The sequence below is a fragment of the Actinomadura sp. ATCC 39365 genome, assembly GCF_054392275.1.
The window spans coordinates 2,868,299-2,894,693 of record NZ_CP184335.1 but is presented as its reverse complement, the minus strand read 5'-3'; the positions used below and the strand labels follow the sequence as shown (position 1 = coordinate 2,894,693).

The window sequence follows — 26,395 nt, the reverse complement described above, 5'->3', positions numbered from 1 at the left end:
GTGATCATTGCACGCACGATGCATGGCTCTCAGAGACCGCGCTGTGTGAACCGCGCCGGGTTTGTTGGAGACCGGGTTATGTGGCTGGGGTGAGAGTAGCTGAGTTGATCTCTGCGCGGTAGAGGGCTTCGTATTCGGCGGGTGGAAGGTCCTGGCAGGCGCTGTGGAGTCGGCGGTTGTTGTACCAGTCGACCCATTCCATGGTGGCGAGTTCGACGTCGTCCAGGCCCTTCCACGGGCCGCGGCGGTGGATCAGTTCGGTCTTGTACAGTCCGATGGTGCTCTCGGCCAGGGCGTTGTCGTAGCTGTCCCCGCGCGAGCCGACCGAGCTGACCGCGCCGGCGTCGGCGAGCCGGTCGGTGTAGCGGATGGATAGATATTGGCAGCCGCGGTCGGAGTGGTGCACCAGCCCGTTCAGCGTGTCGGTCTGGCCGCCGCGGCGCCACAGGGCCATCTCCAGCGCGTCCAGTGGCAGGTCGGTACGCAGGTGGTCGGTCAGCCGCCAGCCGACGATCATCCGCGAGTAGACGTCGATGACGAACGCGGCGTAGACGAACCCGGCCCAGGTGTGGATGTAGGTCAGGTCGGCCACCCACAGCCGGTTCGGCGCCGGCGCGGCGAAGTCCCGCTCGACCAGGTCGGCCGGCCGCGGACACAGCGGCTCAGCGATGGTGGTGCGGCGCTTGTGATCGCCCCGGACCGCGCCGGACAGCCCTAACCTGCGCATCAACCGGGCGACCGTGCAGCGGGCCACGGCCACGCCCTGGCGGTTGAGCGCCTTCCACATCTTGCGCACCCCGTACACCTCGAAGTTGTCGTTCCACAGCCGGATGATCTCGGCCGACAGCTGCTCGTCGCGTCGCTGCCGGGCCGAGGGCGGCCGGTTGCGGGCCGCGTAGTACGTCGCCGGCGCGAGATCGAGCACCTGGCAGATCGGTTCGACACCGAATTCGTCGCGGTGGGCGTCGATGAAGGCGACTATCTGGGCGGTCGGGGGTCGAGTTCCCGGGCGAAAAAAGCGGCCGCCGACTTCAGGATCTCATTGGCCCGGCGCAGTTCACGGATCTCCCGTTCGAGCTCGGCGATCCTCTGCGCATCGGCTGTCGAGGTGCCCGGCCGCTGTCCTCCGTCGACCTCGGCCTGCCGGACCCAGCTGCGCAACGCTTCGCGGTGGACGCCGAGCTGCTGGGCGACCCGGGCGATGGCGCCTGGCGCGTTGCCGGTCTGCTCGCGGACCTCGAACACCATCCGCACCGCGCGCTCACGTACTTCCTGCGGGTACTTCCTGGGGGCTGGCATCGCGTGTGATTCTCCCTTCCGCCAGCACGATCATGCTGGCTTCAGGGCCTCCAAGAAAGTCGGTGCGGTTCAGTGCGTAGGCTGCGTTCGTGGATGGAGAAAGGCTCGTTCAACTCCTCGACAGCGCAGGAGGGGACGCGGGTCATGCCTGTCTTCGGGCGCTCGCGGCTGGAGCCCGCTTCGAAATATGGCCGGACCCGGTCGAGGCGCTCCAATTGACCAGGACTTACCGGCGTCGCACGCGTCTTGTCCACCGGCTGGAGATCCCATCCCTCGGCTTCGAGGAGACGGTCGCACAGCTCAGCTCCTGCGGACTTCAGCACCTCATCCTCGGCATCGTCGAAAGCACAGAGCCCGCCTACCATTTTCAGCTTTTCCTGTCTCCCGACGCATCGCGTGCAGTCGCTTGCCTTGGCGTCGGCCGGCGTGTCCACAAGCCTCACCAACACTGACCGAGATCACCCGGCTGCAGGCCGCGCCGGCGGCATAGCCATACCGCCATGGACGCGTCATATGCCGCCCACGCTCGCAGGATCTGGCAGTGCCATGTACCACGTCGAGGCCAGGCGGACACCGTCCAAGGCGAGCTGCTGCGCGCGGTCGAGAAACTTCGAGATGAGGCTCAGCGCAACGGCAACATCAACTGGGACGAGCACCATGAACGTCTCCTGGCCTACCTGCGAGAGACGCTCACCAGGTCTGGGCTGTTCGCCAAGGAGACCTTGGCGGAATTGGCCATGGACCTGGATCACGTGGCCGACTTCGAACGCCCCCTCATCAATGACGCGCCCTTCGACCGCATCACGTGCCGCGTCGTGGACTGGTGCCGCGCCCAGCCCGCGACATGGGGCCTTCCCCTTGAACGTGGACACCTTGGAGACTGGACCTTGAGCTCCAGGGGAAGAGATGTCACTGATGGTGATGAAGAACTACCCGGCCGAGTTCAAAGCCGTCTGGACGGGGTGGTGTTTCACAGCGACAACGGGGCGCAGTACTGCTCCCGGGAGTTCGCGCGGGCCTGTCGCCGGCTCGGTGTCACCCGCTCGCGCGGTGCGGCCGGCACCAGCGCCGACAACGCGGCGGCCGAGTCCTTCGATGCGAGTCTGAAGCGCGAGACGCTGAAGGGCGCGCCCGGCCGGCCCGGCGCCCGCACCGCCCGTCTGGCCGTGTTCGGCTGGATCACCCGATACAACACGGTCCGGCGGCACTCCCGGTTCGGCCGGCTCAGCCCGATCGCCTACGAGAAGACGGCAGACAGCGTGAAGTCTGCCGCTTGAAATCGGTGTCCACGTCTATGGCGGGAAGCCCCTTACCTGGACCGTCCTTGACATTGCGCCTGCCGATAGTTCCATCCGTCCAGGCCAAGCGGCATGTAAGTACTCGTGCAGGATGCCGCCTAACCCGTCTCGTCAGCGTATGTTCAAGTCGATGGTTCGCTCGGGATCGATGATCGGATCAGGAGCAGTGCGCAGCGGAGCCGCTTGGCCCAAGGCCCGCGCCGGGTCTCCCGAACCCGGCGGCGGGCTGTGCCCCTGCTGATCGACTCGTTCGACGACGGCAGGGTCCACTCCGTCATCGGCCGCCTCGTCCGCGACCTGCGCTGACACCGTCAGCGCGACAACGACTGCAGTGACCCGGCGATCCAGTGCCCGGCCCAGCGCTTGATCTTGCGCAGCGCCACCGGCCGGCTCGCTGCCCGGTCGAGCCGGTAGTACAGCCGCGGCGGCATGTACGACAGCAGTGGCGAGTGCCGCTGGCCGAGCAGCGCGAACATCTGCGCGGGCTCCAGGCGCAGGTAGCGCGGCAGGTCCTCGTAGAATCGCGCGCTGTAGCGGGCGGCGCTCTGGACCGGCAACAGCGCGGCCTTGCGCTCCCGCTCGTAGGCCGCGAGCGCGGGCGCCAGGGCGGGGTGGCGCTCGATCGCGCCGGCCAGCGCGATGGCGTCCTCGATCGCGAGCGTGGTCCCGGCACCGATGGAGTAGTGCGTGGTGTGCGCGGCGTCGCCGAGCAGGACGAGGTTGCCGCGGTGCCAGGAGCGGTTCGTCACGGTCTGGAAGCGCAGCCACTGCGCGACGCCCTGCCCGCGCCCGATGAGCCGATGCCCGTCGAGCAGGTCGACGAACAGCTTCTCCAGCAGCTCCAGGTTGCCCGCCTCGTCGGCGCGGTCGAGCCCGAGCCCGCGCCACGTGGCGGGCGTGCACTCGATCACGCAGGTGCTGCGCTCGTCGTCGAAGCGGTAGCCGTAGCACCAGATCCAGCCGTGCTCGGTCTCCACGAAAGCGAAGGTGAAGGCGTCGAAGACCCTGGTGGTCCCGAGCCAGATGTAGGTGTTGCCCCCAGTGGCGATCTCGGTGCCGAAGTCGTGGCGGCCGCGCAGCGGGCTGTTCACCCCGTCGGCGGCCACCACCAGGTCGGCGTCCGGGACCTCGCCGAGGATCTCGCGCTCGAACTCCACCCGCACGCCGAGCGCGATCGCCCGGTCGGCCAGGATGCCGAGCAGCCGGTGGCGGCCGATTCCGAAGCCCTCGTCGCCGCGGTGCGTGGTGGTGCGTCCGCCGATGAGGGCCATCCCGTCATGCCACCGCACGGACGCCTCGCCGATGGCGCGGGCCGACTCGGGGTCGCTCTCGTGCAGCCGGTCGAGCAGGCTGCCCCAGTACGTCACGCCCCAGCCGTACGTCGAACCCGCTGGATCGCGCTCGAAAACGGATATGTCACACGAAGGATCGCGCAGCTTCATCAGGATCGCGAAATACAGGCCAGCGGGCCCGCCACCGACACAACTCACCTTCTGTACTTCATTTGGCACAGAGTAGTTATACGCGCACCGTGCGCCACCGTGCGCGCTACGCCACGCCGGACCCGAGCCGGCTGTTCGCACGGATCGACGAGCATCAGTCGGGGTGGGTGGCACAAGAGCACCCAGCAGTACGGGCATGGTCGCCAATCCCGACACCATGCTCGTCCCTAAGCTGATGCCGGCGGTGCTGTGGCCCGGCGCGCCTGTACAGGGCAAACCCGCCGGCGACAAAGGAGATCTGGACCTGCTGCCGATCGCCGAACGCGCCCCGATGCAATCCGGCATCAGCGTCGCCGGCAACGACGTCGACAAGAGCGTCGAGAAGCCGAACTCGGTGACAGTGGAAGACCACCGCCATATCGGCCCCGTTCCCGAGGCCGCGCTGCCGAACCTCGTCACCCGGTGGGAACTGCCGCCGTCGCCGCCCAGGTACCTCACCGGACCGTCGTCAGGCTCTAGGGAACGGCCTTGAGCAGCCAGAGCTCGTTCTCGTCACGACCCTGGTCGAACTGCACCACGCGCGCGCCCGGGTCGGTGGAGGCGTTCGCGACTGCCAGCACCTTGCCTGAGTGCTTGGCGATGAGCCGGTAGACGCCCGGCTCCTGCTCCTTGAGGTACCAGATCTGGCTGGGGCTGCCGTTGATGCTCCACTGCATCGCGAAGTCGGAGTTCTGGTTCGCCAGGGTGACGTCCAGGGCCTTGCCGGAGTGTTCGGCGATGAACTTGTAGCCGCCCTCGGCGGGTTCCAGGCGGAAGATCTGGTTGGTCCGGCCGTGCGGGGTCCACTGGATCGCCCAGCCACCGTCGGCCATGTCGCATTGTGCGATGTCGAGGGCGAGCCCGGACTTCTTGTTGATCAGGGTGGCTCGGACCGGGATGTCCATAAAGGTCCTCTCGAACGGGAGCGGGAGGTGGCGGTGCGCCGCCTCGTCTCCATAAGAGACGATCACGCACGCGAAATCACCCTCCGGCCATGACCACTTCCGGACAGAGGTCCCGCCGCAGAAAGGCGGCGGTAGCCCCCTCGACCACCGCTCCCCCACCGCTCCCCCGCGCCCACCGCCCGGCGGGCCTGAAGTCAGTCGACGATCGCGCCGCTGGTCAGGTTGGCGATCGTGCCGGTCATGGCCCCCGCTCGATCCGAAGCCAGTGGTCGAGGCGGGCGTCCTCAACGGCGGCCGAGCAAGGAGCCGTCCGATCGGAGCGGCTATTCCGTGACCCGGAAGGGGCTCGACCTGGCACCCGTGATCATCGCGCTGACGGAGTGGGGTGATCGATGGGCGGCGCCCGACGGTCCGCCCATTCTGTATCGGCACACCCGTTGCGGCGGGGCGATCACCGAGCAGACCACCTGCGACACCTGCGGGGAGGTCACCGAACTCACGCAGATCCACGTCATCCACGGCCCCGGCTTCCCCGAAGCCCTCTTGGCCTCGCGAAAGAATCGCCCGGATGTCGCCGACCACGGCAGCCCGGCAGCGTCCGACGGGCGCCCGGGGACATAGCGGCGACCTGCTCGTCACGGAGAGAAGCTCGCCGCGCTTCAGGACGCCCGCGTCCAGAAGTGTCCGGGCGGGGCGTATGTGACTGCCGCGATGGCCGGAAGCGGCCACCGTCGCACGTTGACCAATCGCTTGGTTTGGATCACCGTCATGGGTGCTTCGGTAGGCGAGAAGGGTGGGCATGGCGGCTGGGGATGCGATGGTCAAGATTTACGGTGACCGCGCTTACAGGTACGTGGCGATGGTTCGCCATCAGGGCACCACAGTGGCGTTCGCGATGGACGCGAACCGGCGGATCGTCTACAACGTCCTGAATCTGGCCAAACAGGATCCGGCCAAGGGAGAGCTCGACGCGGCCTACTGGGCCGCCAACCCGGCCGAACTGCCGTTCCCGCGCGAGATCACCGAGGTCGGCTACGCGATCGCGGGCGCCACGGCGATGCCCACGGTCAAGCGCGTCACGTTCAAGGGGAGGGGGCGACCTTCGGCCTGGACGCGACCCTCGGCGGCAGCACCTCGGTGACGCGCTCCAAGAGCAAGGACGCCAGCCGCAGCTTCGGCCTGACCGTCGAGTGCGCGCCCTCGGGCGACCTGCAACGCTACGACAACGGCAAACCCGTCTTCAACGCCCAGGGCAAGCCCGTGCTCGTGCCCGGAAAGGTGGACGCGTACCGGTTCCTCACCTTCTACCTCGGTGAGAGCAGCGCCAACTTCGACGACTTCTACAACAAGGTCGTCGACCCGATGTGGCTGACCAACAGCAGCGAGGCCAACGCCGCCGCGCTGCGTCAGGCTCGCCAGTCGGTCGCCAAGCCGCCCTGCTGGCGGGTCATGCACCGGGTCACCTACATCAGCCGGGTGCTCCCGCCCGTGCCGCCGCCCGGCGCGCCGCCGCTGGAGAAGGCGATCAGGGCGGAGAACATCGACAGCAACTACGAACTGATCCAGCGCCTGGACCCCCACGTCCGCACCTCCGCGACCCGCGCGTCGGACCTGGCCGTCGCCACCCGGGCGGCGCTCGCCGCGCGCCTGCCCGAACTGCTGCCCCACGCCGACGACGTCATCGCCTATCTCGCCCAGTACTACGGGCTGGACCTCTGAATCCCGTCACCTGCCGCCCCGCCCGTCCGGAGGGCGGCAGGTGACGTCTCCACAGCGGCCAGGCACCGGGCGCATCGGCGCGCGGGCAAGCCGTCGTGGCGTCGGTTCCCCCGACTCCGGCCAGGCGCCCGTCGCCGCCTTGGCAGAGGGATCGCCACGTCGGCGTTCCGAGGTCTCCGTCGTGCCCTGCTCCCCTTCGCCGGAGGAGACCTGTCCCACCCGATCCAGCGGCGCATTCCCCTCCATCGACAGGAAGGTGATCATGGCATTGAAAGCAGCAGACCTGGCGGCACTCGGCAACTCCCCCATCACGATCCGGTCCGGGGCCTTCCACAGCGTGTATCTCCGCATGGACGGCCGAGCGGTCACCGCCTTCAGCAATTCCGGCGGTGGAACGGTCAACTGCCAGTACGGACCCACGAGTTCGTCGGAGAGATTCCGGGTCCGCCGCCAGGCCGACGGTTCGGTCGCCCTGGAATCGGCCGCCTTCCCGAGCGTGTACCTGCGCATGGACGGCTACCTCGTGAACGCGTACTCGACCGCGGGAAGCGGGACGGTCAACTGCCAGTACACGGGTGACGGGCCGAGCGAGATGTTCGTCCTGGACACGGTGGACGAACAGCGGCTCGACTTCGCGATGCAGTACCAGGAGCAGACCTACTGGTGCTGGTCGGCCACCGCGGTCAGCGTCGCGGCCTACTTCAACCCGGCCACCGCGTGGACCCAGTGTTCCATGGTCAACGCCGAGTTCGGCCTCAACACCTGCTGCGGTCCGGCCGCCTCCGACACCGGCAGCTGCAACAAGCCCTGGTACACGGACAAGGCGCTGACCCGGGTCGGGTACTACCGCGACTCGCAACCGGGCGCCCTGAGCCTGGGCCAGATCCGCGCCGAACTGCAGACCCCAAGCGCGATCGGGGTACGAGTGCAATGGCGCGGCGGCGGCGGGCATGCCGTGGTCGTCCGCGGATGCTACAACTCCGGCGGGGTCGATTACGTCAGCGTGGCCGACCCCTGGTACGGCACCTCTGAGGTGCCCTATGACACCTTCCGCAACTCCTACCAAGGCTCGGGAGCCTGGGACGCCACGTACCGGACCAAGCGGTAAGGAGACCGCGAATGCCCTTGAACCTGCCCACGCCCCCGTCCAACGTGCCCGAGACCGTCCGGGCCAGGCTGCACGCCCTGGCCGCCGACGGGCGCTTCTCCACCCCGGCGTTGCGCCTGGCCCAGCGGGACCAGCTTGAGGTGTCCACGCCGCACCAGGTCTTCACGATCGGTCTCGACGACATCGCGTCCGGCGCCGGCCTGGCCGCGGCCCAGCCGGTGGGCTGGCGCTACCTGATCACAGCGGGCGGAGAGGTGGTCGCCAGCGCCGAGACCGCCCAGGCCCCGGACGGCACCCCGCGACCGCCGCAGTTCAACGAGGGCCGGTTCGCGGCCGCCACCGCCGCCGCCGTCAACGCCGCGCGGGCTCTGCCGGTTCTGCAGCTGGCCGCCTTCGAGCTCCGGCTGCTCCAGATCCCCTCGCTGTACCTGATGGCGCTATGGCTGCACTCGCCGGTCACGGATCTGCTGGTACCGCTGGCGCCCTCACCTATCGGCAGGGAGGGCCAGGCCGTGCCGCCGGCGCAACTGTTCGGCGATCTCGCCCGGCAGGCCCGCGCCCGCCCGGCGGCCGCGCCTGAACAGCCCGGGGACGCTGGACCGCCCGTTCCTTGATCGATGAAGCGGGATCCGGGGGCCCGGGCGGCAAGGACACGATGGTGGCACCTACGCCCGAGCCGGATCGACGCCACCCGTGCCGTCGACCGCGATCCCCTTCTCTTGTGAGCGGAGTCGGGCGACCTCCCCGGGTTCGCCGACGAGCAGTGGTTACGCGAGCGGGGCCCGTGATGGCGGGAACGGGTAGTCCTCGACGGTCATGGAGTTGTGAAGGCGCGCGCTCCTCGTGGTGAGGCGAAGGAGGGCGCGGCCGATCCCGGACGGCAGGCCGGAGATCAGCCGAGCTCCCTGCGCCAGTCCCGCCACCCCGAGTCGTGTAGGTTTGGCGCCCGGACAGCCATACCGATAGAACCTTCTGCAGATCTTGGTGGCCGAGTACGACCAGTGTCACGGTGGTGCCCGCCAGGCCCAAGCACGCCATCCTGACGAAGGTCCTCGACCGCATGGAACCAGCGTGTCACGGTGTGTGTCCACGGCAGGGCATGTCCCGGAGAATCGATGCGCGCCCGATGGAAGACACCCGTTGGCGAGATGCCCGCCCGCCGTCCTTCGACCCAGACGACTACCGCGCCCGCTCAGCCGGGGCGGTGTATGAGGGGGCGAGGGCCACGGTCGAGCTGGCCTGGCCGACACCCGGGAGCGGCGTGACGTGACCGCCCCCTGCCGGCGCGGGCAAGGGCCTGCCCATCGCACTGGCCTGTGAAGTGCCGCAGGCAGACCCCGGTCAGCCACGTCCGGCATCCGCGCCGTCCGGCGCGCCGACCGCATCGTCTCTCGACGGCGGCCGGATCGTGGAGGAAGGCAGCCACGACGAACTGCTCGCCCAGGGCGGCCGTTACGCCGGCTTCTGGAACATCTCCATGGCTTCCGCCGCGCGGGAATGAGCCCGCGGTCACCATCATGTCATCCGGGTCGATCTCCCGGGTTGCGGCCAGTCCCCACCCGCGCCGTCGTACGACGTGCCCGCGCAGGCGGGTCAGGTGGCGGCGCTGCTGGACGACCTCGGGCTTCGTCACGTCGCCGTGGCCGGGCACTCCAGCGGCGGCTACGTCGCCACCGCGCTGGCCGAGCAACGTCCCGACCTCGTGGGTTCGCTTGCGTTGATCAGTAGCGGCCCGAGTCCGGATGCGCTCCTGCGGCAGCCGTTCATCCGCCGGGTGCTGCTGGCCCCGCGGTTGCTGGAGGTCCTGCCCGCCCATCGTCGCTGCCTGCCCTGGCGCGCGGCGCGGGCTGGTGGGGTGGGCCCTACCAAGATGTAGCCGTCCATGCCAGTGAGCATTGGGCAGCTGGCCGGATCGTTTACTGTGATCGCCGCCCATAACGTGATGACCAGCGCCGATACGGCGCTGCATCACCATTCGGGAGAAGTCACTTCATGCGCATCACGTCCAAGCCCCTCGTCCTCGCTCTCGCCGCCGCCACCGCCGGCACAGTCCTTGCCACCGTCCCGGCGCACGCCGCCCAGGCCACGACGCCGAGCACAACCGCCTCGCTGCAGAAGGCGATGGACGCACTGGTGGATACCGGCAACGTGACAGGAGTGCAGGCCAGGCTCACCGAGGCCGGCAACCAGCACGTGCTGCGCGCCGGGACGGCCCGGATCGGCGACAGCCGCCCCGTCCCGGCTGACGGGCTGTTCCGCATGGGCAGCGCCACCAAGGTCTTCACCGCGGCCACCGTGCTGCACCTGGCCGGCGAGGGACGCATCAAGTTGGACGAGCCCATCGCCACCTACCTGCCCGGGCTGCTGCCACGCGAGAACGACATCACGGTGCGGATGATCCTGCAGCACACCGCCGGGATCCCCAGCTACACCGACATGCCGGAGTTTCCCACCGTCGGCGAGCCGTACCTGAAGCTGCGCCTCACCCGGTTCACCGACGAGCAGCTGGTGGCGGCCGCGCTGGCCAAGCCGCTGAACTTCGAGCCCGGCACGCGCTTTTCCTACTCCAACACCGGCTATCTGGTGGCCGGGATGCTGATCAAGGCGGTGACCGGTAACAGCTGGCAGAGCGAGGTCACCAAGCGCATCATCAAGCCGCTGGGCCTGCGGGACACCTCCGCTCCCACCTACTCCACCTCCATCCCCGGGCCGCACGCCCACGGCTACATCAAGAAGAGCACCGGCCAATACGTCGACATCAGCCGACTCAACCCGAGCATCGCCAGCGCCGGCGGCGCGATGATCACCACCACCAAGGACCTGACGACCTTCCTCCACAGCCTGGCCACCGGCAAGGTCCTCAAGCCCGCCCAACTCACCGAGATGAAGAAGGGCCTGTTCGTCAACTCCCAGATCGGCGCGTACGGCCTGGGCCTGAGGGTGCAGTCCACCAGCTGCGGCAAGCAGATCATCGGCCACACCGGAGGCATCCCCGGCTACCTCACCGCCGCCTACACCACCCCCGACGGCCGCACCACGCTGGCCCTGTCGATCAACGAGAAGCAGCCGCAAACCGACCAGGCTCCCTTCGAGAAGGCGATCGACGCCGCCTTCTGCGCCTGAGACCGGCCCTGCCCCGAGGGTTCGACCTCGGGGCAGGGTGCGCGTGCGACGGCATCCAGGGCGGAGGAACCTGCGGGCAGCCGTCAGCACGAGCAGGATCTTGCGGCGACACGGGCTCAGGGCCACGTCCCGCCCCCGCCGTCAGCCCGTGCCCGGGACACGTTCCCCAAGAGCCGGCGCAGCCGCCATCTTTTCCCCACCCGTGCACATCCCGATCGCAGGTTCCTCACCCCCTCCCGTCACACCACACCGTCACCAAGGAGACCGATGTCGCCGTCCCACCCCACCAGAGCCGCCCTCACGCCCCCGCCGGCCACCCCCCGATGGCGCCGCGCCCTGGCCCCGGCCACCGCGGCCGCCGTCGCCCTCAGCGCCCTGGGCCTGGCCGCCGTCCCGGCCGCCGCCGAGGCCGTCGGGCGGGCCCGCCCGCCCGACGCCGTACAGACGGCTCTGGAAGACCTGGTCGGCACCGGCGGCTTCCCGGGCACTCTGGCCTCGACGCGGGACCGCGGCGGGCGCGTGCGCGACTACACCGCAGGCGTGGCGGACCTGGCCAGCCGGGCGAAGGTCCCCCGCAACGGGAAGGTACGCATCGGCAGCACCACCAAGACCTTCCTCGCCACGCTCGTCCTGCAACTGGCCGGAGAGGGCAAGATCGACCTCGACGCCCCGGTCGAGACCCATCTGCCCGGCCTGATCCGCGCCAATGGCAACGACGGCCGCCGCTTCACCGTCCGCCAGGCGCTCCAGCACACCGCCGGCCTGCCGGACTACGAACACGATCTGCTCGGTTCCTGGCCATCGTGGACCCAGGCCCGCCACCGCTACTTCGAACCCCGCGACGTGCTCGACGTGGGCCTGACCCGCCAGCCCGCCTTCGCTCCCGGCACCGGCTGGGCCTACAGCAACACCGGATACATCGCGCTCGGCCTGCTGGTGCAGAAGATCACCGGCCGGCCCCTCGGTGAGGAGATCACCAACCGGATCATCACTCCACTCCGGCTGCGCGACACCTACTGGCCAGGCGTCGGCGAGCAGAACATCCGCGGCCCCCACCCCAAGGGCTACCGGGCCAAGACCAACGAGCCGGGCGCCGAACTGGCCGAGGTCACACAGCTGGACCCGTCCTGGGCATGGGCGGCCGGACAGATGATCAGCACCCCCCGCGACGTCAACCGCTTCCTGGGCGCACTGCTCGACGGCCGGCTCCTCAAGCCCGACCTGCTGCAGCAGATGAAGCAGACCGTCGCCGCACCCGGATTCCCGAAAGGCTGGAGCTACGGGCTCGGCCTGATGAAGATCGAACTGAGCTGCGGCGGCCACGCCTGGGCCCATGGCGGCGACATCTCCGGCTACGAGGTTCGCAACGGCGCCACCGAGGACGGACGCGCGGCCACCGTCGCCGTCACCGCGATGCCCTACACCAAACCCGCCGCCGACCAGGTCAACGCCGCCCTGGACACCGCCCTGTGCGCCGAGCGATAGCAGGCGCCGCAACGCTCGAAGCCCTCTGGTGGCAAGGGCGGGAACTGGCCGGGCCACAAGTTCGACCGGCAGTGATCTGAGCCGCCGAATCCGGGATACCAGCGAGCGAAGCCGTCGGCGAGGTCGTCGTCGAGGGCGAGCTTGCCAAGCTCATCGGCGAGGGCGTCGTCTTCGAACCGGTCGGCGCCGGCATGCCGTCAGCGTCGGCCCGCTCGACACGCGCAACCACGCCGATGTCGGACCAACGCATGCCGAACAGGGACTTCCCGTCGAACACGGCAGCCAGGGCATGTCGTCGGGACCTGTGCAGTGAGCGTTCACCTCGACCACGTGCACGCGAACCCACCGCGGTTCGGGGAAGAAGTCGCTCCCGGGCCGCCCCACAAGACATCAACGTGGGGGCGGCCCGCCGCACTGCACGCGCTGGAGTGCGTCCTGTGCGACAAGCCGATCGAGGTGACATCCGCGGCCGAGGTCAACCTCGGGCCGGCGATCTCGCAGACGGGCGGCGGGCCAGACGCTCCTGGACTGCTACTCCCGGCATGGACCCATCCGGCCTGCGGCCGGTCGACCTGACGCGCGGCGCCATCGATGAGATCACGGGGTGGCAGGTGCGGATGGAGCGCGGCCGCGTCGACGTCGTCCCCCCGATGTGGTTCGCCGGGCACGATGAGGCCCGCCGCAACTTCGTCCGCTGGTTCGGGGAGTACGACGGGCCCATCGCGCTGGAGACCCGCGAGTTGGTCGTCGCGGCGGGCGTGGACGTCGCGTTCGCGCACATGCTCCACCTGGACAGCGGGAAACGCCGGAACGGCCTCCAGACGTCGATCTGGGTGAGATCGTCCCTTGGGTTCCGGCGGGTGGGGGGACGGTGGTTGATCACCCATGAGCACGTCTCGGTGCCGATCGACCCGCGGACCCTGCAGGCGTGGCTCCCGCCGGAGGGCTGAGGTGGTGCGGGGACGATGGGAGCTGCGGACACTCAAGTGAGAACCCGCGTCTCCGGGAACCGGCGGACAGCCGTTGGCGCGGAGAACGATCAGGAAGCGCTCGGGTCTCCCATGTCTCGTTCATCGAGGTGTCATCGCTGGACGGCGACGCTGCGGCGGTCACCCGAAGCCTGGAGGCCGAGGCGATCGACGACGCCCTCGATCTGAGCGCGCTGCCGATGGTCACCAGGCTGATCAGCCCGGCCCGTCGCAAGTCCGCCGACGAACGTGCGGATGCTACCCCGGCCTGAGCGGGTCCTGCGTCCAGGCATCGCTGCAATCCCGGGGAAGTCTCCAACGGAATACACAAGGATCATTGTGCAACAGATCTTGTACATATACGGTCCATCGTATGATCACCGATTCGCGGGTGCTCGCGGCCATGGCGCATCCCCTGCGCCGCCGCCTGCTCGACCTGCTGAAACTGGAGGGCCCTGGCACTGCCAGCAGCCTGTCGGGGCACACCGGCGAGGCCGTCGGCAACCTAAGCCACCACCTGCGGGCCCTGGCCGCCGCAGGGCTGATCGAGGAGGCCCCTGAGCTGGCCCGCGATCGGCGCGAGCGGTGGTGGCGCCGTACCACCCCCACGCTGCGCTGGTCCTCGGCCGACTTCACCGGCGACGCCGCCGGGGAGACGATCGCCCGCGCCCTGGAGTCACTCAACCTGGAGCGGCAGACCGGGCACGTGCGGCGCTGGGCCGACCAGCCTCAGGAGGAGCAGGAGCGCTGGCCGCTCGGCCCGTTCTCCACGGAAGGGTGGCTGCGGGTGACCGACGAGGAGCTGGCCGACTTCGCCGCGGAGCTGCAGACCGTCATCGACAGGTGGGCCGGGCGTGAGCTGCCCGACGACGGCCGCGAGCGCGGTACGGTCTTCACCTTCGCCAGAGCCGTGCCGGGGCGTCCGTGACCCGTACTCCGGGGAGCCGGTTCGGCCTGCTCCAGCACAGGGACTTCCGGCTGTTGTGGATCGGCGAGAGCGCCAGCAGCCTGGGCAGCGCCGTCACCACCGTGGCACTGCCCCTGGTCGCGGTCACCGTCCTGGGAGCCTCGGCGTTCGAGGTCAGCCTGCTGTCGGCGGCCGCCTGGCTGCCGTGGCTGCTCATCGGGCTGCCCGCAGGCGCCTGGATCGACCGCCTGCCGCGCCGCCGGGTGATGCTCGCCGCGGACTGGGTGTCGCTGGCCGCCTTCGTGAGCGTGCCGCTGGCGGCGGTGGCCGGCCGGCTGACGGTCGGCCAGCTCCTGGCCGTCGCGCTGGTCGCCGGGGTCGCCAAGGTCTTCTTCGCCACCGCCTACCGCGCCTACCTGCCCTCCCTTGTCGCGAGGCACGACCTGCTGGAGGCCAACGCCAAGCTGCAGGGCAGTGAGCAGGTGGCCAACCTGATGGGTCCCGGCCTGGCCGGGCTGTTCGCCCAGCTCCTCTCGGCGCTCGGCGGGCTGGTCGTCGACGCCGTGACCTTCGCCGTGTCGGCGCTCTGCCTGTCACGCATCAGGCATGCCGAGCCCGTCCCCGAGCGGTCGCGGCGCCGGCTGCTGCCGGAGATCCGTGAGGGGGCGCGCACGGTCGCGCACGACCCCCTGCTACGCGGCAACACCCTGTACGGCTGCGTCGCCAACCTGGCGCTGACCGGCTACCAGTCGCTCCTGGTCGTCTTCCTGGTCGGCGAGATCGGCGTGAGCCCTGGCGTGACGGGGGTGCTGATCGCGGCCACCAGCCTGGGTGGGGTCGTCGGCGCGGCGGTGGCGCGGCGGATGGCGACGCGTTTCGGCAGCGCGCGGGCGACACTGCTGGGCAAGGCCGGGCTCGCCCCGGTCGGGCTGCTGATCCCGCTGGCCGACCAGGGGGTGGGGCTGGTGGTGTTCGTCATGGCCGGGGTCGTGATCGTCGCGGGCATCGTGGCCGGCAACGTCGTCTTCTCCGGGTTCGTGCAGGCGTACGTGCCCGATGCGTTGATGGGCCGGGTCTCGACGAGTGTGCAGGTGGTGAACTTCGGCGCCATCCCGTTGGGAGCGGTGCTGGCTGGGGCGCTGGCGGAGGCGTTCGGGGTGCGGGCGGCGCTGTGGGCGATGCTGGCGGTGTTCGCGCTCAGCGGGCTGATCCTGCTCGCCAGCCCGCTGAGGCGCCTGCGCGACCTGCCCACCGGCCGGTTGCCCGGCCCCGAGACCACCGAACCGGGCGTACGCGTCTCAAGTTCGTCCAGTCCGTGCTGAGGCACGCGCGACAGGCGACCACGGCGGATGTCTACACGCATGTTCTCGCCGAGGTCCAGAACGGCGCGGCCGACAAGATGGACGGCGTCCGCACATGTTCCGGATCTTGCTTGCCTGGACGACCGCCTTCAGCGCGCACCCGACCCTGATGGAACCGCCCATACGTCCTCGTCCTTGACGGGCATCCCCTGGGCGCGGAGATGTTCGGGATCCGGCGCGGGCATCCCCGTCAATCCTCGTCATCAGAGTCGTCGGCGTCAGGGTCGCGCAAGGCGAGGGACGGCGGGGTATTCAGGCTGGCGCTGTGGATCTTTTCAGGACTTCGCCAATCCGGCTGGGGTGCACAGCGGGCGATTACGGTATGAATAGTGATCTATGGAAGGACTTTCTCATGGTATCCGTTAAGCAGATTCAAGTCGCCTTCGATTGCGCTTCACCTGAGCGTGTCGGTCGCTTCTGGTGCGAGGTGTTGGGGTACGTCGCGCCGGTACCGCCTGAGGGGTTCGCCAGTTGGGACGACTTCAATTGCTCGCTGCCGCCCGAGCAGCGGGACTCAGGGTTCGCATGCAGCGACCCCTCGGGTGTCGGTCCGCGGCTGTACTTCCAGCGCGTCCCCGAAGGCAAGGTCGTCAAGAATCGGCTGCACCTTGATGTGCGGGTCGGCACCGGACTCGTCGGTGCAGAGCGCCTGGCAACTCTGGAGGCCGAATGCGCACGATTGATCCCTCTCGGCGCGAAACGCGTGCGGCTCCTGCCCGCCGATGAAGAAAACGAGTCGTGCCTCGTGATGCAGGACATCGAGGGCAACGAGTTCTGCCTGAGCTGACGAACGTCTACCTCGTTGAACGCGACACAGACCTGACTCGCTGATCGGCTCCCACAGGAAGGCTGTCCTTCAGCTCTCCCTTCGCACCGCGCCGCTGTTGATCAGACGTTCCTCGGTGAGCCAGGGTGAGGAACGAACCCTGGATCGTCGATCGCCCCCAATCATGTGCGGCGTCCAGCCATGCAGTGGCGATCGTAGGGCTGTATCTGTACGACGGCACGGCAACCCCGGTCGGCGCGTTCGGGAAGTGCGGCGGGGCCGGCGTGCGGTGCCCGGCCCGGTGTCCCGCCGCCGTCCGGGATCGGCCCCCAGGCCGCACGCCCGGACGGAGGGCGGACGGAGGGCCGGGGTACGGCGGCGCGCCGCGCCGCCGCTTGATACCTGAGAGAACAACTTGGCAAGCCCACATGAAGGCCCTCGTTTGCACTCAGTCGAGCAGGTCAGGACGGCGCGCTCTGGACACCGACACCGTCCAGGTCCTGCGCGCCCACCGGCAGCAGCAACTGCAGGAACGCCTGGCCATGGGCGAGGCATGGGTCGACACCGGGTTCGTGTTCACCCAGCCTGACGGCAACCGCCTGCACCCCCAGCACGTCCCCGACCAGTTCCTGTGGCTGGCCTGCCGCCCATCAGGCTCCACGACCTCCGCCATGGCGCCGCCTCGCTGATGCTGGCCGCCGGAGTGGAGATGAAGGTGGTGCAGGAAACGCTGGGCCACACCTCCAGCGCGTTCACCGCTGACACCTACACCTCTGTCTACCCGCAGGTGGCCACGGCCGCCGCCGAGAAGACCGCTGCCTTGCTGTTCGGCAAGGAAGAGCAGGGCGAGAGCGGGAGAGTGGTCTCGTTGAGGAGCTGACAGTCGGATAAAGCATCCGGCCCCGCATGCGCCGCCTGCTCGCGGCGAGGCGGGGCCGCTGCTTTCGCGCCACAGGACCGGGAACGCCGGATGATCATGGTGTGTGCAGGGTTGGTGCAACCGAGCACGCACGGAGCACGCAACCGCTAGACGAAAATTCTAGAACGCGTCCGATCCCGCATCACCGCAGGTCAGGCCATGCTTCCTGGGAGCCCGGCCACCACTGATCCCCAGCAGCGACTCGAACAGCCCAGAACGAGGGTCTGGCGAGGGCTGACGGGCGGCGAGTTGCACCGCGCGCCGGGCAGGGTGGGCCGCTGACTCCTCGCATGGGGCGCCTTGGCTCTACGCTTCTTCGCAACGGCGCCGATCCTACGGTGCCTCATGGGCCAGGAAGGGCTCGTTCGCGCGGCTGAGGCCGGACCTCGGGTCATACTCTGAATCCTGTGCGGGAGGAGTTGCGGGCGTTCGTCGAGTGGTGGCGGAAGCCGGAAGCTCACCCGGACGGGGAAACTGATGCTGTCGGACGCGCGGGCGCTGGTGGCGCTGCTGGAGACCGGTGACGAGATCACCCCGAAGATCGGCGACCGGGTGTTCCGGACGAAGATCAGCGCCGGACTGCCCGGACTGGACCTCGTGGAATGGGCCAGGGGAGCCCGGGCGACCGGGTCCACCTCCTGCACGCCGTACAGAACCTGCACCAGCACCAGCCCGGCCAGGGCCGGCACCATCGATGCGATGGAGCCTCGTGCACATGATCGAAAGAACCGGCCGACAGGCCGGCCATGCCGACGTCCTCCGCGAGCAGATCAATGGTCCACCGGCCGCTGACAACCCGCCACCGGTGCGCAGCGCACGCCCTGATGCACCGATTCGCCGAACAGCGCGGCAGTGTGGTGACCGTACGGCGAGATTCACCTACTATCTGCGAACATCTCCCACCAATGGCGCCACGGCACTCTCTCCGGTCAGGAAAACTGGCACCATGGCCTCCCCGTCTGACGAGCATCAGCCTTTCGCTCACCTGGGCGCTCCCAATGCTCCCCTCTACCGGGAGATCCTGCGCGTCTTCGCCCGGGCGAAGGAACGTTTCATCGTGCATCTGCGACCGGAGGACGTGGCGGCGGAGCTGCGGCGGGACAACGACGATGCGCTCGCGCAAGCCCTGGAGAAGCTGCGGGAGTGGGGCAACCTGCGGGCCGACGCGGACACCGGCAGGGTCACCTCTGTGGAGGATTTCCACCGCAAGCGGTTCCTGTTCCAGCTCACCCCTGCGGGGCAGGCGGCCGAGCAGGCGATCGACTTCTACGAGGAGGCGATCGGGAGGCGTGGGGTGCTGCAGTCGGTGGCCCTGGGCGACATCGCCGAACAGCTGCAGGCGCTGACCCTTCTGGCTCAGGAGCAGGATCCTGACCCGGCCAGGGTTCATCTGCTCCTGCTCTCCCTCGCCGAGCGCTTCTCGTCGCTGGCGGACAACGCCCAGGCGTTCATGGCCTCGCTGCGCCGGGCGATCGATTTCTCCGATGGCGACGTGGCGGGGTTCGTCGCCTACAAGGAACGGCTGATCGAGTACATCAACCGGTTCATCGCCGACCTTGCCAACTCCGGCGCGCGAATAGCGACCCTGCTGGCCCGGCTGGAGACGTGCGGGCACGAGGAACTGCTGAGACTGGCCGCGCGCAGGGAGGCCGCCGACGCGGTGCCCGACCGGGCGGAAGCCGGGGAGGCGTACGGGAGGGCCGAGGAGGCGGCGTACTCCTCGTGGCTGAACCGCTGGCGAGGACTTCGGGACTGGTTCGTCTCCACGGATGTGGGCCGGCCGTCACAGGCGCGGTTGCTGCGCCAGGCGGCGATCACGGCGATCAAGCAGCTCATCGACGCGGTCGGGCTGCTCAACGAGCGGAGATCCGGACGCTCCGACCGATCCGCGGACTTCCGTGCCCTGGCTCGCTGGTTCGCCGAGGCGCCCGACGAAGCGGCGATGCACCGCTTGTGGCGGGCGGCCTTCGGCTTGACCCCGGCCCGCCACCTGACGGTCACCACCGCCACCCTGGACGAGTGGCGGGAGGTCGGAGCCGGGACTTCCTGGCAGGACGCACCGCCGATCAGGATCTCTCCCCGGCTCCGGCGTACCGGCTCCTACGAGCGGCGCGGCAAGCCCAACAAGGTGGCCGACCGCAGCCAGGCGCGCAGGCTGCTGATGGAGCAGGCCGAGCGGGAGGCGGCCGAGACCGCCGCGGCCCGAGCTCGGCTCCGCACGGACGGGCCGGTGCTGCTCTCGGAGCTGAACGTGCTGGACCCGCGGGCGTTCCGGCTGTTCCTGGGGCTGCTGGGTGACGCGCTGGCGGCGCGGCGGCCCGGGGAGACGGAAGTGAAGACGGTGACGGGCGACGGCTCGATGGGGGTGCGGCTCACCCTTGTCGCCGATGGCGGCGAGGTCGAGATCCACACCGAGGACGGCGTTCTCACCGGACCTGAGCACGTGGTGGAGATCTCCGATCTCATGGTGGTCCGATGACGCCCGAGGAGGAACTGGCCCAGCGGCGCGCCGCACTGCGCGCACTGCTGGCCAAACCACTGCTGACGGCCGAGGACGACGCCGAGGCGCTGGTGCTGGTCCGCCGCCATCTGACCGAGCTGCGCGAGTGGCTCTCCCGGGAGACCGGCTGGCGCCTGACGGTGGATTCGGGCGCCGCGCGGCTGTTCAAGGGCGTCGCGGACACGTCCGACGCCACCCACCCCGCCAGGGGCAAAGCGGGAGAGCCGTACGGCCGGCGCCGCTACGTCCTGTTGTGCCTGGCGCTGGCCGTGCTGGAGCGGGCCGACGCGCAGACCACGCTCGGCCGCCTGGCCGAGGAGGTGCTGTCGGCGGCGGCGGAGCCCGAACTGGACTTTCACTTCACCCTTGACGGCCGGGCCGAGCGGGCCGATCTGGTGACCGTGGTGCGCACTCTGCTCGGCTGGGGCGTGCTGCGCAGAGTCTCGGGCGATGAGGAGGCATATCTGACCTCGACCGGTGACGTGCTGTACGACGTGCGCAGGCCGGTCCTGGCCGCGTTGCTCACCGGAACGCGGGGCCCATCGACGATCACCGCGGAGTCGTTCGAGGAACGACTGGCCGAGCTCACCGCCGAGCCTGTCCCCGACACCGACGACCTGCGCAACCAGGCACTTCGCCGCAGGCTGACCCGCAGGCTGCTGGAGGACCCGGTGATCTACTTCGCCGACTTGGACGAGGCGGAGCGTGCCTACCTGACCTCCCAGCGGCATGCGATCACCCGCCGGATCGTGGAAGCCACCGGCTTGGTGGCAGAAGTACGCGCGGAGGGCATCGCGATGGTGGATCCCGCCGACGAACTGACCGACGTGCGCATGCCCGAACAGCGCACCGACGGCCACGTGACGCTGCTGGTGGCCGAGCACCTCGCCAGCCGCGGGGCATCAAGCATGGATGATCTGAGGGCTTTCGTCCGGCAGACCGCCCGTGACCATGTGTCGTTCTGGCGCAAGGGCGTGACCGAGCCGGGCGCCGAGGACGGACTGCTGGCCACGGCCCTGGGCAAGCTCACGGCGCTGCGGCTGGTCCACGTCACGGAGGACGCGGCCGTGGGGCTGCCCGCCATTGCCCGTTACGCGCTGGACGAACCCGTCATCAAAGGACAGTGATGCTGCCTTCTCCGACCTCCGAACGCTGGAAGCCGCTGCGCGCCGGGCTCGTCGACATGTTCTACTACGACGTGGAGGAGTTCCACTTCCACGACGGCCGTCTGCTGCTGCGCGGCAACAACGGCACGGGCAAGTCCAAGGTGCTGGCCCTGACTCTGCCGTTCTTGCTCGACGGCGAGCTCGCCCCGCACCGGGTCGAGCCTGACGGCGACCGGCAGAAGCGCATGGAGTGGAACCTGCTGCTGGGCGGCAGGCACCCGCACCCCGAGCGGCTGGGGTACGCGTGGATGGAGTTCGGCCGCCGCGCCGCCGACGGGAGCGAGGAGTTCCGTACGATCGGCTGCGGGCTCAAGGCGGTCAAGGACCGCGGCATCGTCCGGCACTGGTTCTTCGTCACTCCCCAGCGCATCGGCCGTGATCTCCACCTGCTCACCTCCACTGGAGTGGTGTTCACCAGGGAGAAGCTGCGGGAGGCGATCGAGGGCCACGGCATGGCCTACGACCGGGCCGCCGATTACCGCAGGGCGGTGGACGAAGCGCTGTTCGGGCTCGGCGAGCACCGCTACGAGGCGCTGGTGAACCTTCTCATTCAGCTGCGGCAGCCGCAGTTGTCCAAGAAGCCCGACGAGAAGCTCCTGTCGCGGGCCCTCACCGAGGCGCTGCCGCCGCTCAACCCCGCTCTGATCGCCACGGTCGCCGAGGCGTTCCGCGGCCTTGACGAGGAGCGGGACGCGCTGCGCGGGCTGGAGGAGGCGCGCGGGGCGGCGGCCGACTTCCTCGTCCATTACCGCCGGTACGCCGCGATCGCGGCCAAGCGCAAGGCCGCCGTCCCCCGCCTGGCGCAGAGCCGGTACGAGCACCTCGGCCGCGACCTCGGCGAAGCCGAGGCCCGCCACGCGGCCGCGGACGTGGAGCTGGCCGCGGCCCAGCAGGTGCTGGAGGAGCTGGCAGCCCAGCGGAACCTGCTGGAGGCACGCAAGGAGGCGCTGCGGCAGAGCCCCGAGATGCGTGACGCCGAGCGGCTCAAACACATGGGAGAGGAAGCCGGCCGGCTGGACTCCCACGCGCGCCGGTACGAGCAGGAGCGCGACCGCCTCACCGGCGAGACCCAGCGCCGAGGGCAGCGGGCGAGCACCGCCCTCGGCAAGGCCGAGGAGGCGGACCGGGAGCTGGACGAGGCCAGGGAGTCCGCGCTCGCGGCCGCCCGCGCGGCGGCGTTCGAGGCGGGGCACCTCGCCGTCATCGACTGGCACGCACTCGGCGAGCCGTCGGAGCAGGCCAGGGCCCGGCGGGAGGCCGAGACGCTGGCCGACCGCCAGGATCAGGCGATCAACGAGCTGGAGCGGCTCATCGACACCGTGCGGCAAGCTCGGTCCCGGCTCGCCACGGCCCGTACGGAGGTGGACCGGCTGACCGGCGAGCTGCAGTCCGCCGCCGAGCGCGTCGAAGCCGCCGAGCAGGCCACCGGCGCGGCCACGGCCGGGCTGGTCCACGAGTACGCCCTGTACCTGGCCGGCCTGACCGAGCTGCGGCTGGACGACCCTGACGAGATGCTCGCGACGCTGGAGGGGTGGGCCGTCTCCGTCGATGGTCCCAACCCAGCCGCGACAGCGGCCGACGACGCGGCCAGGAACGCCACCGACGCGCTCGGCCGCTTGGGCGCCGGACTGGAGGCGGAGCTGCGCGAGGCGAGGCGGGCCGCCGCGTCCTTGACGGAGGAGATGGCCCGGCTGGAGGCGGGCGGACACGACGCTCCGCCCACCTCGCACACGCGCGCCTCAGACGCCCGGCTCGGCCGTCCCGGCGGCCCGCTGTGGAAGGTGGTGGACTTCGCTGAGGCAGTGCCGGCCGCGCATCGGGCCGGGCTGGAGGCAGCCCTGGAGGCCGCGGGCATCCTGGACGCGTGGGTCACGCCCGACGGGCGGCTGCTTGCCGAGGACGACACCTTCATCGTGACCGGCGAGCCGCCGGCCGGGGCGTCGTGCTCCGCCGTCCTGCGTCCTGCCCTCGACCGCGCCGACCCGCAGGCCGCGGCCCTGTCCGACGCCGCCGTCGAGACGGTGCTCAAGAGCATCGCGCTCGGCCAGGGTGGTGGGACGTGGGTGACCGTCGACGGACGGTGGGCCAACGGCGTGCTGGCAGGCTCATGGCGCAAGAATGACGCCCACTACATCGGCGAGGGCGCGCGAGAAGCGGCGCGGCGTGCCCGGCTGGCGGCTCTCCGAGCGGAGCTGGACCAGGTCGCCCAGCGGATCCATCGCCTCGGCGCCGACCTCGACGCGCTCGCCGCCCGGCGCGAGAGGCTCGCGGCCGAGCACCGGGCGCTGCCCCCGGACGTGCCGCTGCGCGAGGCCCACGTCAAACTCGCCGCCGAGCACGAACGCCGGCGCGAACTCGCCGCCCAGCACACCGCCGCGACAGGGGTGGCGCTCCAGCGGCAGAGCGAGCTGGAGACCGCCGGCAACCGGGCCGCCGAGTTCGCCGGCGACGTCGGCCTGCCTGCCGAACCGCAGGCCTTGGCCGAGGTCACGAGCGGAGTCGCCGGGTACCGGCTGGCACTGGCCCGGTTCTGGCCCGCCGAACAGGCGCGGCGAGCCGCGCACGAGGCCGCCCACGAAGCCGCCGACGACCTCGAACGAACCCGGAGCCGGCTCGACGACGCGGCCGATCTGGCGGTGGGGGCACGCGGCGAGGCGGACGCCGCGGCGGAGACCTATCGCGCACTGGTGGAAACCGCCGGCGCCGCGGTCGAGGAGCTGTTCCGCCGGCTCGACCAGGTGGAACGAGAACTGCGCGAACGCACCTCAGCCGAGGGCGAGACCCGCCGCAGAGAACAGGCGGCCCTGCAGGAACGAGGCAAGGCCGAGGGCGTGCGCGACGCCCTGCGCGGCCAGATCGACGAGGCGACCACGGCACGTGACACCGCCATACGGGAGTTCCAGGCGTTCGCCGCCACGGGACTGCTGCACGTCGCGCTCCCCGCTCTGGACGTGCCCGACCCGGACGGCCAGTGGGCGGCCACCCCCACGGTGCTCCTGGCCAGGACGGTCAACGCCGAGCTCGACACCGTGGACGACGGCCACGGCCCCTGGGACCGGGTGCAGAAGAAGGTGGCCGAGGAGCACAAACTGCTGTCGGACGCCATGGCCAGGCACGGGCACTCCGTCGGACTGACCCTGCGGGACGGGGTCATGATCGTGGACGTGCTGTTCCAGGGCCGCAGCAGGGACGTTCCCGGCCTCGCCGAAGCGCTGGCGGAAGAGACCGGGCACAGAGCCCGGCTCCTGTCGGCCAAGGAACGCGAGATCCTGGAGAACCACCTGCTCAACGAGGTCGCCGGAACGTTGCACGAGCTGATCGCCGCGTCCGAGTCCGAGGTCCGGGAGATGAACGCCGAGCTGGAGTCCCGCCCCACCTCTACCGGCATGCGCCTGCGCCTGGTCTGGAAGATCGCCAGGAACGCTCCTGAAGGGCTGGAGCGGGTCCGCGACAAGCTCCGGCAGACGGTGGACGCCTGGTCCGTCGCCGACCGATCGGCCGTGGGCGCGTTCCTCCAGGACAGGATCGCCCGCGAGCATGCCGACAATGCTGCCGCCGGATGGACGGAAGCGCTGACCCGGGCCCTGGACTACCGCGTCTGGCACGAGTTCGCGATCCAGCGGCTGCAGGACGGGCAATGGCGGGCCGCCACCGGGCCGGCCTCCGGCGGTGAGAGAGTGCTCGCCGCGTCCGTGCCGCTGTTCGCCGCCGCGTCGGCCCACTACAAATCGGCGGGCAACCCGTACGCTCCGCGGTTGGTCGCCCTGGACGAGGCGTTCGCGGGCGTGGACGACGACTCCCGCGCCAAATGCCTGGGCCTGCTGGCCACGTTCGACATGGACGTGGTGATGACGAGCGAGCGCGAATGGGGTTGCTACCCGCAGGTCCCGGGGCTTGCGATCTGCCAGCTGTCCCGTCGCGACGGCGTGGACGCGGTGCTGGTCACCCCGTGGCGTTGGGACGGGCGCGAGCGGCGGCGAGCGGAGCGCCCGGTCACCGCGATGCCGGCCTCTGACGTGGCCGTGGCACAGGACGGCCTGTTCGCATGAGTGTCCAGGATGAGCGGTTGGGGCGGCTGCTCGGCGGTGACGAGACCGCCTGGCTGGTCGATCGGGCACGCCGCCGCCTGGAACAGGGCAAGCCGCTGACCGGGACGGTCACGCTCTCGGCCGCGACTTCCGCGCAGCGCCGCGCGGCCGAGGTGCTGCTCGGCCGCCGTGCTGGAGCCGGTTCTTCCCTGTCGGTCTCCTTGGACGAGGTGGACCGCATCCTGCGAGCGGGGGGCGTCACCGCGGACGGGCTGCGCGAAGCCGTCGTACGCCTGCGCGGCCCGATCCGAGACCAGGCCGGCGAGAAGGCCGCGCAGGCGGCGGCCTGGGAACGGGCCTTCGCCAGGCTCGACGCTCTCATCGCCGGCCGGCCCGAGCTGTCCGGGTGGCGATCATGGTTGGAGTCCACCGGACTGGTCAGAAGGCTCGCCGTCACAGCCCAAGAAGCACGTATTCTGCTCGACCGGTTGAGCGCCGTGCTGGAGCGCCTGCCGTCACCGGGCACGCCCCTCGGCCGGCTCGCCGCCGAGACCTGCGCAGACGCACACGCTCTGGACGAAGGACGCCCGCTGGCCACCCTCGCCCTGTCCGCAGCCCGTGCCCTGTCCGGTCTGCCGCACGCGGGCGAAGGCGGCGCGGACGCCCGCCGCTCGGCCTGGGCCGCGGTCGGCGTGCACCTCGATGACCTGTCCTCCCTCGTCCTCTCCCTGGGGCTGCCAGGTGACGACCACTCCCCCACCGGACGCATGCTCAGCGCCGCCAGGGCTGCGGGCGAGCCGTGCGTGCTGACCCTGCGTCAACTCCGCCGTCACGAAGCACCGCTGCGCGCGGACCTGGTCAGGATCTGCGAGAACCCGGTCGTGGTCGCCGCGGCGGCCGACGAGCTGGGAGCCTCCTGCCCACCCCTGGTATGCGGCGGCGGCCGGCCGTCGGCGGCCGTCTGGCGGCTGCTGGACCTTCTCGCGGCCGGCGGCGCGGCGTTCGCCTACCACGGGGACTTCGACTGGGGCGGAATCGCCATCGCCGCCGCCGTCCACGAGAGGGTCGGGTTCCTGCCGTGGCGCTTCGATACCGCCTCCTATCAAGCCGTGCCCTCGTCGGCGCCACTGTCAGGGCAGGTGCGCCCGACTCCCTGGGATCCGGACCTGGGCCTGGCGATGGAGCGACGAGGCCTACGGGTCGAGGAGGAGCTCGTACTCGCCGAGTTGATCGCCGACCTGGTCCCGAAGGGAGGTGCCAGGCACTGACGCCCAGACTTTCTTGTGATCAACGACCTGACGGTCAGGTAGTCTCAGCCGCCCGGCACGTGTCCTCCGACCTACGGGACGGGGGCAAGCGTCG

Annotated in this window: 26 protein-coding genes, 1 pseudogene and 1 other annotated feature; of the genes and pseudogenes, 23 read left to right on the top strand and 4 right to left on the bottom strand. The window is 70.1% G+C overall.

Translation table 11 applies throughout. The features are described 5' to 3' along the window. Positions 1-76: 76 nt before the first annotated feature. A protein-coding gene (locus ACNF49_RS14595) for an IS3 family transposase (RefSeq protein WP_482939532.1) occupies positions 77-1,299 on the bottom strand; the annotation gives its coding sequence in 2 pieces (ribosomal slippage) (positions 77-1,020 and positions 1,020-1,299; 1,224 coding nt in all). Next, positions 908-1,021: a sequence feature (AL1L pseudoknot), on the bottom strand. (Overlaps the previous gene by 114 nt.) Positions 1,300-1,340: 41 nt before the next feature. Next, a complete protein-coding gene (locus tag ACNF49_RS14590) occupies positions 1,341-1,733 on the bottom strand; it encodes a hypothetical protein (protein ID WP_482944022.1) in 393 nt (130 codons plus the stop codon). Positions 1,734-1,799: 66 nt separating this feature from the next. Here ACNF49_RS14590 and ACNF49_RS14585 point away from each other — a divergent pair, with 66 nt between their 5' ends. Beyond that, positions 1,800-2,576 carry an integrase core domain-containing protein gene (locus ACNF49_RS14585; RefSeq protein ID WP_482944021.1) on the top strand — a complete coding sequence of 259 codons (777 nt, stop codon included), beginning with the start codon at positions 1,800-1,802 and terminating at the stop codon, positions 2,574-2,576. 332 nt (positions 2,577-2,908) lie between these two features. Here the strand turns inward: ACNF49_RS14585 and ACNF49_RS14580 are convergent, their stop codons facing one another. Beyond that, a complete protein-coding gene (locus ACNF49_RS14580; RefSeq protein WP_482944020.1) occupies positions 2,909-3,964 on the bottom strand; it encodes an FAD-dependent monooxygenase in 1,056 nt (351 codons plus the stop codon). A gap of 271 nt (positions 3,965-4,235) precedes the next feature. On the opposite strand from ACNF49_RS14580, the gene ACNF49_RS14575 reads away from it, so the two are divergent. Continuing rightward, the gene (locus ACNF49_RS14575; protein WP_482944019.1) at positions 4,236-4,571 is read left to right on the top strand and encodes a hypothetical protein; all 336 of its coding nucleotides are present in this window, start codon (positions 4,236-4,238) and stop codon (positions 4,569-4,571) included. Here ACNF49_RS14575 and ACNF49_RS14570 read toward each other — a convergent pair. Continuing rightward, complete coding sequence (locus ACNF49_RS14570; protein WP_364101027.1) at positions 4,555-4,983, bottom strand: RICIN domain-containing protein; 429 nt, start codon at positions 4,981-4,983, stop codon at positions 4,555-4,557. The genes ACNF49_RS14575 and ACNF49_RS14570 overlap by 17 nt on opposite strands. 240 nt (positions 4,984-5,223) lie before the next feature. Between ACNF49_RS14570 and ACNF49_RS14565 the strand changes: the two genes are divergently transcribed. The 21 genes and pseudogenes from ACNF49_RS14565 (at position 5,224) to ACNF49_RS14465 (ending at position 26,301) form a co-directional block, all read left to right on the top strand. Next, positions 5,224-5,604, top strand: coding sequence for a winged helix-turn-helix transcriptional regulator (locus tag ACNF49_RS14565; protein WP_498703815.1), 381 nt, complete (start codon positions 5,224-5,226; stop codon positions 5,602-5,604). 178 nt (positions 5,605-5,782) lie between these two features. Then, positions 5,783-6,124, top strand: coding sequence for a hypothetical protein (locus ACNF49_RS14560; RefSeq protein ID WP_482944018.1), 342 nt, complete (start codon positions 5,783-5,785; stop codon positions 6,122-6,124). Continuing rightward, a complete protein-coding gene (locus ACNF49_RS14555; protein ID WP_482944017.1) occupies positions 6,121-6,702 on the top strand; it encodes a hypothetical protein in 582 nt (193 codons plus the stop codon). The genes ACNF49_RS14560 and ACNF49_RS14555 overlap by 4 nt, the downstream gene beginning before the upstream one ends. Positions 6,703-6,964: 262 nt before the next feature. Further along, positions 6,965-7,810, top strand: coding sequence for a fascin domain-containing protein (locus ACNF49_RS14550; RefSeq protein WP_482944016.1), 846 nt, complete (start codon positions 6,965-6,967; stop codon positions 7,808-7,810). Between the two features lie 11 nt (positions 7,811-7,821). Next, positions 7,822-8,424: a hypothetical protein gene (locus tag ACNF49_RS14545; RefSeq protein WP_482944015.1), complete on the top strand. Its 603-nt coding sequence runs from the start codon at positions 7,822-7,824 to the stop codon at positions 8,422-8,424. 707 nt (positions 8,425-9,131) lie between these two features. Next, complete coding sequence (locus ACNF49_RS14540) at positions 9,132-9,311, top strand: hypothetical protein (RefSeq protein WP_482944014.1); 180 nt, start codon at positions 9,132-9,134, stop codon at positions 9,309-9,311. Positions 9,312-9,332: 21 nt separating this feature from the next. Next, the gene (locus tag ACNF49_RS14535) at positions 9,333-9,686 is read left to right on the top strand and encodes an alpha/beta fold hydrolase (RefSeq protein ID WP_482945529.1); all 354 of its coding nucleotides are present in this window, start codon (positions 9,333-9,335) and stop codon (positions 9,684-9,686) included. Positions 9,687-9,802: 116 nt separating this feature from the next. Next, positions 9,803-10,933 (top strand): serine hydrolase domain-containing protein, encoded by a 1,131-nt coding sequence (locus ACNF49_RS14530; RefSeq protein WP_482944013.1) that lies wholly within the window; start codon positions 9,803-9,805, stop codon positions 10,931-10,933. A gap of 267 nt (positions 10,934-11,200) precedes the next feature. Continuing rightward, positions 11,201-12,418: a serine hydrolase domain-containing protein gene (locus tag ACNF49_RS14525; RefSeq protein WP_482944012.1), complete on the top strand. Its 1,218-nt coding sequence runs from the start codon at positions 11,201-11,203 to the stop codon at positions 12,416-12,418. Positions 12,419-12,960: 542 nt separating this feature from the next. Beyond that, positions 12,961-13,368 carry a YybH family protein gene (locus ACNF49_RS14520; RefSeq protein WP_482944011.1) on the top strand — a complete coding sequence of 136 codons (408 nt, stop codon included), beginning with the start codon at positions 12,961-12,963 and terminating at the stop codon, positions 13,366-13,368. A gap of 128 nt (positions 13,369-13,496) precedes the next feature. Then, positions 13,497-13,658, top strand: coding sequence for a hypothetical protein (locus ACNF49_RS14515; protein WP_482945740.1), 162 nt, complete (start codon positions 13,497-13,499; stop codon positions 13,656-13,658). A gap of 101 nt (positions 13,659-13,759) precedes the next feature. Next, complete coding sequence (locus tag ACNF49_RS14510; protein ID WP_482944010.1) at positions 13,760-14,314, top strand: winged helix-turn-helix domain-containing protein; 555 nt, start codon at positions 13,760-13,762, stop codon at positions 14,312-14,314. Then, entirely contained in the window at positions 14,311-15,615 is a 1,305-nt protein-coding gene (locus ACNF49_RS14505) for an MFS transporter (RefSeq protein ID WP_482944009.1), read from the top strand. The genes ACNF49_RS14510 and ACNF49_RS14505 overlap by 4 nt, the downstream gene beginning before the upstream one ends. Before the next feature lie 391 nt (positions 15,616-16,006). After that, positions 16,007-16,441: a VOC family protein gene (locus tag ACNF49_RS14500; protein ID WP_482944008.1), complete on the top strand. Its 435-nt coding sequence runs from the start codon at positions 16,007-16,009 to the stop codon at positions 16,439-16,441. A 407-nt stretch (positions 16,442-16,848) separates the two neighbouring features. Continuing rightward, positions 16,849-17,109, top strand: coding sequence for a hypothetical protein (locus ACNF49_RS14495; protein WP_482944007.1), 261 nt, complete (start codon positions 16,849-16,851; stop codon positions 17,107-17,109). Continuing rightward, entirely contained in the window at positions 17,109-17,300 is a 192-nt protein-coding gene (locus ACNF49_RS14490; RefSeq protein WP_482944006.1) for a hypothetical protein, read from the top strand. The genes ACNF49_RS14495 and ACNF49_RS14490 overlap by 1 nt, the downstream gene beginning before the upstream one ends. Positions 17,301-17,994: 694 nt before the next feature. Continuing rightward, positions 17,995-18,117: pseudogene (locus ACNF49_RS14485) on the top strand (mycothiol transferase); the annotation flags it as partial. A 168-nt stretch (positions 18,118-18,285) separates the two neighbouring features. Beyond that, positions 18,286-19,818, top strand: a complete 1,533-nt coding sequence (locus tag ACNF49_RS14480) for a TIGR02677 family protein (RefSeq protein WP_482945528.1) — start codon at positions 18,286-18,288, stop codon at positions 19,816-19,818. Continuing rightward, complete coding sequence (locus tag ACNF49_RS14475; protein WP_358004966.1) at positions 19,815-20,966, top strand: TIGR02678 family protein; 1,152 nt, start codon at positions 19,815-19,817, stop codon at positions 20,964-20,966. Before ACNF49_RS14480 ends, ACNF49_RS14475 begins: the two co-directional genes overlap by 4 nt. Beyond that, on the top strand, positions 20,966-25,054 hold the full coding sequence (locus ACNF49_RS14470) for a TIGR02680 family protein (RefSeq protein WP_482944005.1): 4,089 nt from the start codon (positions 20,966-20,968) through the stop codon (positions 25,052-25,054). Before ACNF49_RS14475 ends, ACNF49_RS14470 begins: the two co-directional genes overlap by 1 nt. Next, positions 25,051-26,301 (top strand): TIGR02679 family protein, encoded by a 1,251-nt coding sequence (locus tag ACNF49_RS14465; protein WP_357972779.1) that lies wholly within the window; start codon positions 25,051-25,053, stop codon positions 26,299-26,301. The genes ACNF49_RS14470 and ACNF49_RS14465 overlap by 4 nt, the downstream gene beginning before the upstream one ends. The last annotated feature ends 94 nt before the right edge of the window (positions 26,302-26,395 follow it).